The sequence below is a fragment of the Acinetobacter lactucae genome (assembly GCF_013344765.1).
Lineage (GTDB): Bacteria > Pseudomonadota > Gammaproteobacteria > Pseudomonadales > Moraxellaceae > Acinetobacter > Acinetobacter lactucae_A.
The window spans coordinates 1-7672 of record NZ_JABVBF010000166.1 but is presented as its reverse complement, the minus strand read 5'-3'; the positions used below and the strand labels follow the sequence as shown (position 1 = coordinate 7672).

Here is a 7672-nt window from a genome sequence, read left to right as displayed (position 1 = left end):
CTTGGCCATGAAAAAATTCAAATAAAAAAGACTGAAATTCCCGAAGGAATTGTACCAGATCCGACTAGGATACTTTCAGCAGAAGAATTAAGATATTATATAGATTGGTTAGCTGGGAGATATAAACGTCCAGCTTTTCCAACAACTTTTGATCGTCGACTTGATACTGTTTGGTTAAAGAAAAAAAGATTAAAAGCTGCTGATAAGGTTAATGAGCTAGTTCTTGGGGTTTATGCAAAAGTTTATCCTGAAACAGAATTACAAGAGCATGAAAATTATGCTGTAAACATGTTTGTAATGGTTAAGCCAGATCTATCTGCAGAAGAGAAATTAAGTGTTCAATCTCTCATTAACTCTTATAAAGAAGCTTTTACCGAAGCTAATATGGATTTAGATGCCAATATTCCTATGATTACAGAAGACAAAATTTCGGTCCAACGTTTTAAAGAGTATCAGCGATTTAATATGGATGAGCTTTCTTATAAAAGCGATGGTCCATACCCAACAGTTATATAAATTTAAAAATAGTTTTTAAAGTTTTAAATCTTCAATAAATTGAAAGGGCAGTTAGCCCTTTAATTTTACGTCTCGACTGTCGCTGTTGTCTTTCCCTATTTAATTTTCAAGGATAGGAATAACTCCATTTGGATCGTAAAGATGTTTGCCATCTGTGCCTTTATCGAAGTAAGGCAGTTCATCAAATCTGATTAAAACTGTTTGTAAGGAATGATAGTGGCAATCCGAATTTATCTAATTAGCAGACAATAAAAAACCACTTAATTCTTTCGAATTAAGTGGTTTTTAAATTTTGGAGCGGGAAACGAGACTCGAACTCGCGACCCCAACCTTGGCAAGGTTATGCTCTACCAACTGAGCTATTCCCGCAATGTGAGCACATTATAGAGTGTTTCATTAAAGTGTCAACACTCTTGTGATCTAATTGAACGTTTAATCAGCACGGCGCCAAACTGTACCCTGACGAGTGTCTTCAAGTACTACACCTTGGTCGAGTAAAGACTGACGAATACCATCTGCTTTAGCAAAGTCTTTTGCTTTTTTTGCATCCACACGTTGTTGAATGAAATCTTCAATTTCAGCATCAGACAAAGCAAGCGCTTCTTGTCCAATATCTGATTTTAAGAAATCATCTACATTGTGTTGTACCAAACCTAAGATATTGGTGAGGTGACGTAATGTCGAATAAAGCACAGTTGCTTGGTCAGCTTGCTCTTCTTTTACAGCACGGTTTAACTCTTTGTTCAGTTCAAACAATACCGCCATTGCTTCAGCAGTATTGAAATCATCACACATTGCATTGTTAAAACGCTCAATAAAGCTTTGATCAAGTGTTTCAGTTGTCGTTTGACCATACACTTGTTGGTAAGCTTTAAATGAGTGATAGAAGCGAGTCAAAGATGTTTTTGCTTCTTTAAGTGCCACATCAGAGAAGTTCACAGGACTACGATAGTGTGAAGACACAATAAAGTAGCGGATCACTTCAGGGTGGAATTTCTCCATCACATCACGAATCGTAAAGAAGTTGCCTAAAGACTTAGACATCTTTTCTCCGTCAACATTAATGAAGCCAACATGCATCCAGTAGTTTACATATTGTTCACCAGTCGAAGCTTCACTTTGCGCAATTTCATTTTCATGGTGCGGGAACATTAAATCTGAACCGCCACCATGAATGTCAAAGTGATTGCCTAAGCAGCAAGTCGACATTGCAGAACATTCAATGTGCCAACCCGGACGGCCATTACCCCAAGGAGATGCCCAAGAAGGTTCATTTTCTTTGGCATGTTTCCAAAGTACAAAGTCAAAAGGATGTTTCTTTTCAACTTCTACATCAACACGCTCACTTGCGCCTGCTTGCATATCATCAAGCTTACGACCAGAGAGGCGACCATATTTTTCAAATTTGGTCACTTCAAAATAAACATCGCCATTTGAAGCAGGGTAAGCAGCGCCTTTGTTGACCAGATTGCCAATCATGTTTTGCATCTGGTCGATATATTCAGTCGCTTTAGGTGCTTCATCAGGTGCTAAACAGCCTAGGTTCGCTGCATCTTCATTCATTGCATCGATGAAACGCGTGGTGAGTTGTTGGATTGTTTCACCATTCTCATTCGCGCGTTTAATAATTTTGTCGTCAATGTCGGTAATGTTGCGAATATAGCGAACATTCCAGCCTTGACTACGTAAGAAACGAATAATGTAGTCAAATGCAACCATAACTCGAGCATGCCCGATATGACAGTAGTCGTAAACGGTCATACCGCAGACGTACATATCGATGTGACCTTCTTTGCGAGGTACAAATTCAACTTTTTTTCGTTGCTCAGAGTTATATAAAACAAACGGTTGCATAAGGGTTTTCAAACACTCAACAAAAACAGTGTTACATCATAACTGATGCATCATTTTTCACAAAGGTTTATGCAAGAATTTTATAAGCTTGTGAAATCTTATACATTTAAAAACGTGTAGGTGATTGAGTTATGTTAGAATGCCCCCAAATCTTTTGATTAAAATCACCGATCTTCACAAGAGATCAGATCAATTATTTTGAGTCAAACTCGTATGCCCAATCCTACAGATTTCCAAAGCAGCGCATTAGCAACATTGCGTATTGAGCAACAAGCCTTAGACGTGTTAGCAACACAAATTGGTGACAGTTTTAACCGAGCTTGTGAAATATTGTTACAGTGTAAAGGTCGTGTTGTGATTACTGGCATGGGTAAGTCAGGGCATATTGGCCGTAAAATGGCTGCAACTTTCGCCTCAACTGGTACACCATCTTTCTTTATGCATCCGGGCGAAGCTGGACATGGTGATTTGGGAATGCTGGTTCGTGGTGATGTTTTAATTGCGATTTCCAATTCTGGAAAAAGTGATGAAATCATGATGTTGATGCCGTTAATCAAACATCTTGGCGTTCCTCTTATTACTATTAGCCGTGATGATAAAGGCCCAATGCCGCAAAACGCCGACATCGCCTTAACTTTAGGCGAGTCTGACGAAGCATGCCCATTAGGTTTGGCGCCTACGTCGAGTACGACAGCAACTTTAGTTTTGGGTGATGCACTGGCTGTCGCTTTACTTGAAGCACGTGGTTTTACCGCAGATGATTTTGCTCGTTCGCATCCAGCAGGAGCGTTGGGTAAACGCTTACTTTTACATGTAAAACATCTGATGCATACAGGCGATGAACTGCCAAAAGTTTCACCAGATACACCAATGAATCAAGTGCTTTACGAAATTTCTAATAAGCGTTTAGGCTTGACCACGATTGTAGATGAACAAGAGCATTTGCTTGGTATTTTCACCGATGGTGACTTGCGCCGTTTAATTGATAAACAGCAAGGTTTCGATGTGAATTTACCTGTTTCTGAAGTGATGACAAAAAAACCATCAACGATTACTCAAGAAGCACGTGCGGTAGAAGCTCTACAACAGCTTAACCTGAAAAAAATTAGTCAGTTTGTGGTGGTCGATGACCAAAATAAAGTGATTGGTGTAATTAGTATGCATGACCTTATTCAGGCAGGGGTAAATTAATCAATGGCATCTTATGCATTGTTAGAACAAGCACGTCATTTACAGGCATTGGTTCTGGATGTTGATGGTATTTTGAGTGATGGCTTTGTAACGTTAACCAATAGTGGCGATGAAATTAAATCATTCGATATTCGTGATGGTTTAGGCATGAAGCTTGTGCAGCAAGCGAACATGAAAGTCATCATTATTACAGGCCGAAAAAGTAATATTGTTGAAAAACGTATGTCTGATTTAGGTGTAGATCTGGTTTTTCAAGGGCGTGAAGACAAAGGTTCTGCGCTGCGTGAAGCATGTGCACAGTTTAATATCTTGCCTTCAGATTGCTTATATATGGGTGATGATTGGCCTGATTTGTCGGCTTTTGCAATCGCGGGTATGAGTGTTACTGTGCCAAATGGTCACGAAGAAGTACGTCGCCGTGCGCATTTGGTTACGCAATCGATGGGTGGGCGTGGTGCTGTGCGTGAAGTCTGTGATATGTTGCTGATCGCAAAAGGCATTTACCAAGAACTTCTTGAAAAATATCTTGCAGTACCGCATTAATAATAAGATTACTTAAAAAGGTAGGCTATTCCTGCTCATGGATACCAGAGTTTTATCAATTGTTGCTGTAGTGGTTGCTGCTATAAGTGGTGGTTACTACTACTATAGTGGCAAGGCAAAAAAACTAGACATTGGTTCTGCGAAGAATATGACATATTCAGCGCAGGGCGTCCATTTGACTCAAACTGATGATCAAGGCAATTTGTATATTCGTGCTGAAGTTCGTCAGCTTGAACAGGATATGCAACAAAAAACATCAAAGTTGGATCAGCTTAATGCCTCGATGTATAAAGACGGCAAAGTTGATGCAACATTCTTTGCAAAACAGGCAAATGGCTACGATGATAACCGCAAAGTTATATTATCGGGTGATGTGGTCGCAACTAAACTGGCGCCACAAGGGAAGATTGAATTCCGTACCGATGAATTAACTGGATATCCAAAAACCAGAGAAATTGAAACAGACCATCAAGTGGTTGTTCAATCTCCGCAAGGTGACTTTGTCAGCAAAGGATTAAAAGCTAATTTGAATAATGGTCAGTACGAATTTTTTAATATTCGAGGAAAGTATGTACCAAAGTCTTAATTTAAAACGTTCTTCAGCTTTCCTAAAACAAGCTGCGGTAATTACATTCGTTGCTTTATCATCTGCTTCGACTTTTGCTTTACCGTCTGACCGTAACCAACAAATTTCGTTAGTGGCAGACCGTGCAACTTATAATGAGAAAACAGGTTTAACGACTTATACGGGTAATGTCGTAATTGAGCAAGGTACGATGAAGCTTCAAGCTGACTCAATTGTTGCTACGCTAAATTCTAAACGTGAAATTCAAACCATTACTGCCAAAGGTAGACCATCTAAATTCCAACAGCAAATTAGTGCTGATAAAGGTGTTGCACGAGGCGAGGGTCAAACCATTGTTTATAATGCAGATACAGGCATTATTACTTTGACTGGTGGTGCATATCTATATCAAGATGGTTCAAGTATTCGTGGTAACTCATTGAAATATAGTATGAATAAAGGTGATGTTGAAGCTCAAGGTTCATCATCTAATCGTGTTCAAATTATTATTCCGCCATCAACTTCAAAAAGTTTCCCAGGAGCGCGTGACTAATGCAACAAGCTCTTCAACCCCAAACTTTGTGTATTAAGCACTTAGCAAAAAACTATAGTAAACGTTGGGTCGTCAAAGACGTATCTTTTAGTATGCAAAGTGGACAGATTGTTGGTTTGCTTGGCCCGAACGGTGCAGGAAAAACAACAAGCTTCTATATGGTTGTTGGGCTCGTGCGTATGGACAAAGGTGAAATTCACCTTGATGATCTTGATATGTCTGATTTAGCAATGCATGAACGGGCACGTAAAGGAATCGGATATCTTCCGCAAGAAGCTTCTATTTTTAGAAAGCTGACCATTGCTGAAAATATTATGTCTATTTTAGAAACACGCAAAGACTTAAATAAGCAACAACGCCAGCAACGTCTTACTGAATTGTTAAATGACTTTAAAATCAGTCATATTAAAGATTCATTGGGCATGAGTGTGTCTGGTGGTGAACGCCGCCGTGCTGAAATTGCACGTGCATTGGCTGCAGATCCTAAATTTATGTTACTTGATGAACCGTTTGCTGGTGTCGATCCAATTTCGGTTGGAGATATTAAAGATATTATCCAGACTTTGAAAGATCGTGGTATCGGTGTACTCATTACTGACCATAACGTACGTGAAACTTTAGCAATTTGTGAACGTGCATATATTGTCAGTGAAGGGGCTGTAATTGCAGAAGGCACTCCACAAGAAATTCTGGATAATGAACAAGTCCGTAAAGTCTACTTAGGTGATGATTTTACGGTTTAAACCCAAAAGTTAATCTGTTTGGCTAAAAAGAGGCCAGTGCCTCTTTTTGGTTTTTTGATAAATATTTATTAAAAAACAATAACTTGAATCATTCACTTGATGAAAAAATAATGTGTGAATTATTCCTGTATTTATGCTTCTTTATGCAAAAAAATATGTAGAATGTAAAAGCTTTTAAACGATAACAAACAAGATCAACAAGACAAGCATGATTGGATATAACCAGAGAAGAGTAAAAAGGACATGTAAAAAGCCGGCTTTCCTGAAAGGGTTGATGCTTTTAACTTCATTGCATGTACCTATGGTGATATATGCCGCTAAACCAAGTGAGCAATATCACACCTTGAAAGACAACTTGTCACAACTTTTTGCCCCTAAAAGTAGTGATGAATTTAAAGTCGCTAAGATGCAAGAGTTGAGTAATTTTAAGCTAGATCGTTCTAGAGTGCAGGAGTTTCCGACTGTTCAACTCAATGATAGAGCAGCTTCATCTTATTCAAATTTGCCATCAAGGAAAATGACTCTGCAGGAAGCGGTAAAAATCGCGATCCAGCGTAACCCTGATATTTCCCAAGCCATTTCAACTTTAGCCGGCCAAAATGCTGGTATTGATGTTGCAAAGGCAGGTTACTATCCTCAAATTTCAGGTGGTATTACCACAGGTGATTTGGGTAGTGGTGAACGTGGTCGGCAGTTATTGACTTTAAACGCAACTCAAATGCTCTATGATTTTGGTAAAGTGAAATCTGGCGTATCGGTTGAGAAGGCTAAGCTGCAAGTCGAGCAGGCTAATGTGTTGGTTAGCATTGATGATATTGCACTTGATGTCGCACAGTCGATTATTAATATTCAGCGCTATCTTCAATTAAATAAAATTGCCGAACAGCAAATTGCAGGTATTCAGCGAATTCAGGAAATCGCTAATTTGCGTGCAAACGCAGGTATTAGTAGCCAAGCCGACCCAATTCAAGCTCAATCTTATTTGCAAGCTGCTCAGTCTGGTTTGATTGCTCAGCAATCATTATTACGACAATATCAGCAACACTTAAGAACATTATTGGGTGGAGATGTTTCTCGAACAGGATGGATAATTTCAGATGATTTGGTGAAAGTGTCTGATTTATATGCTGAACCTGAATTTAATACCATTCCAAAAATGATCGCTGCACAAGCGGGCATTGAAGTGGCTAAAGCTCAAAAGGAACAGACTCGTTTAACACGCTATCCAACTTTGGCAGTTAAAGGTTCCTTAAGTCAGGCGATTAATGGCAAAAATCCAAACAATAATGAAGATGATGGTCTGTACAGTTCCGTCATGCTTGAAGCAACGAGTCAGTTTTATCAAGGTGGATCAGTTTCTTCTCAAGTAAAAATGGCAAGTTATGCCGAAGAAGCGGCTAAATCTAAAGTCAATTCTGTCTATCTGGATATTCTCGATCAAATTCGAACAAGTAGAGAACAAATTGAAAATAAACAACGTCAAATGCAGGTTTTAGCAAATCGCCAAGCAACGACGGTTCGTACACGCGAGCTTTATCAAGAGCAGTACAAGCTCGGTACTCGTTCATTGGTCGACTTACTGAATGCTGAGCAAGCGATTCATAGTGCTAACTCAGAACTCGAAACTGCACGTTACGATATCTATAGCAGTATTGTTCAGTACATTGCAGCAACAGGACGTTCTCGCCAAGCTTATGACTTAAATAA

Annotated in this window: 7 protein-coding genes, 1 tRNA gene and 1 pseudogene; 7 read left to right on the top strand and 2 right to left on the bottom strand. The window is 39.2% G+C overall.

Going from position 1 to position 7672, the window contains the following annotated elements; translation table 11 throughout:
• A pseudogene (locus HUN22_RS14130) lies at positions 1 to 516 on the top strand (hypothetical protein); the annotation flags it as partial.
• A 293-nt stretch (positions 517 to 809) separates the two neighbouring features.
• Here the strand turns inward: HUN22_RS14130 and HUN22_RS14125 are convergent.
• Positions 810 to 885: transfer RNA gene (locus HUN22_RS14125), tRNA-Gly, on the bottom strand.
• Between the two features lie 63 nt (positions 886 to 948).
• Complete coding sequence (cysS, locus tag HUN22_RS14120; RefSeq protein ID WP_005076856.1) at positions 949 to 2370, bottom strand: cysteine--tRNA ligase; 1422 nt, start codon at positions 2368 to 2370, stop codon at positions 949 to 951.
• Positions 2371 to 2583: 213 nt separating this feature from the next.
• Between cysS and HUN22_RS14115 the strand changes: the two genes are divergently transcribed.
• From HUN22_RS14115 to HUN22_RS18385, 6 genes are all read left to right on the top strand, one after another.
• Entirely contained in the window at positions 2584 to 3561 is a 978-nt protein-coding gene (locus HUN22_RS14115) for a KpsF/GutQ family sugar-phosphate isomerase (RefSeq protein ID WP_174730550.1), read from the top strand.
• 3 nt (positions 3562 to 3564) lie between these two features.
• Positions 3565 to 4104, top strand: a complete 540-nt coding sequence (locus HUN22_RS14110) for a KdsC family phosphatase (protein WP_016141540.1) — start codon at positions 3565 to 3567, stop codon at positions 4102 to 4104.
• Between the two features lie 37 nt (positions 4105 to 4141).
• Complete coding sequence (lptC, locus tag HUN22_RS14105; protein WP_016144761.1) at positions 4142 to 4690, top strand: LPS export ABC transporter periplasmic protein LptC; 549 nt, start codon at positions 4142 to 4144, stop codon at positions 4688 to 4690.
• On the top strand, positions 4674 to 5222 hold the full coding sequence (lptA, locus tag HUN22_RS14100) for a lipopolysaccharide transport periplasmic protein LptA (RefSeq protein WP_016144762.1): 549 nt from the start codon (positions 4674 to 4676) through the stop codon (positions 5220 to 5222). Before lptC ends, lptA begins: the two co-directional genes overlap by 17 nt.
• Positions 5222 to 5965, top strand: a complete 744-nt coding sequence (gene lptB / locus HUN22_RS14095; RefSeq protein ID WP_002122331.1) for an LPS export ABC transporter ATP-binding protein — start codon at positions 5222 to 5224, stop codon at positions 5963 to 5965. The genes lptA and lptB overlap by 1 nt, the downstream gene beginning before the upstream one ends.
• Before the next feature lie 274 nt (positions 5966 to 6239).
• On the top strand, positions 6240 to 7672 hold a 1433-nt coding region (locus tag HUN22_RS18385), incomplete at its 3' end, for a TolC family protein (RefSeq protein ID WP_174730547.1).

What these genes read in the sequence shown, in the direction of transcription:
- HUN22_RS14110 (WP_016141540.1), top strand. Translation starts at nt 3,565, where the DNA reads ATGGCATCTTATGCATTGTTAGAACAAGCACGTCATTTACAGGCATTG.
- lptC (WP_016144761.1), top strand. Translation starts at nt 4,142, where the DNA reads ATGGATACCAGAGTTTTATCAATTGTTGCTGTAGTGGTTGCTGCTATA.
- cysS (WP_005076856.1), bottom strand. Translation starts at nt 2,370, where the DNA reads ATGCAACCGTTTGTTTTATATAACTCTGAGCAACGAAAAAAAGTTGAA.
- HUN22_RS14115 (WP_174730550.1), top strand. Translation starts at nt 2,584, where the DNA reads ATGCCCAATCCTACAGATTTCCAAAGCAGCGCATTAGCAACATTGCGT.
- lptA (WP_016144762.1), top strand. Translation starts at nt 4,674, where the DNA reads ATGTACCAAAGTCTTAATTTAAAACGTTCTTCAGCTTTCCTAAAACAA.
- lptB (WP_002122331.1), top strand. Translation starts at nt 5,222, where the DNA reads ATGCAACAAGCTCTTCAACCCCAAACTTTGTGTATTAAGCACTTAGCA.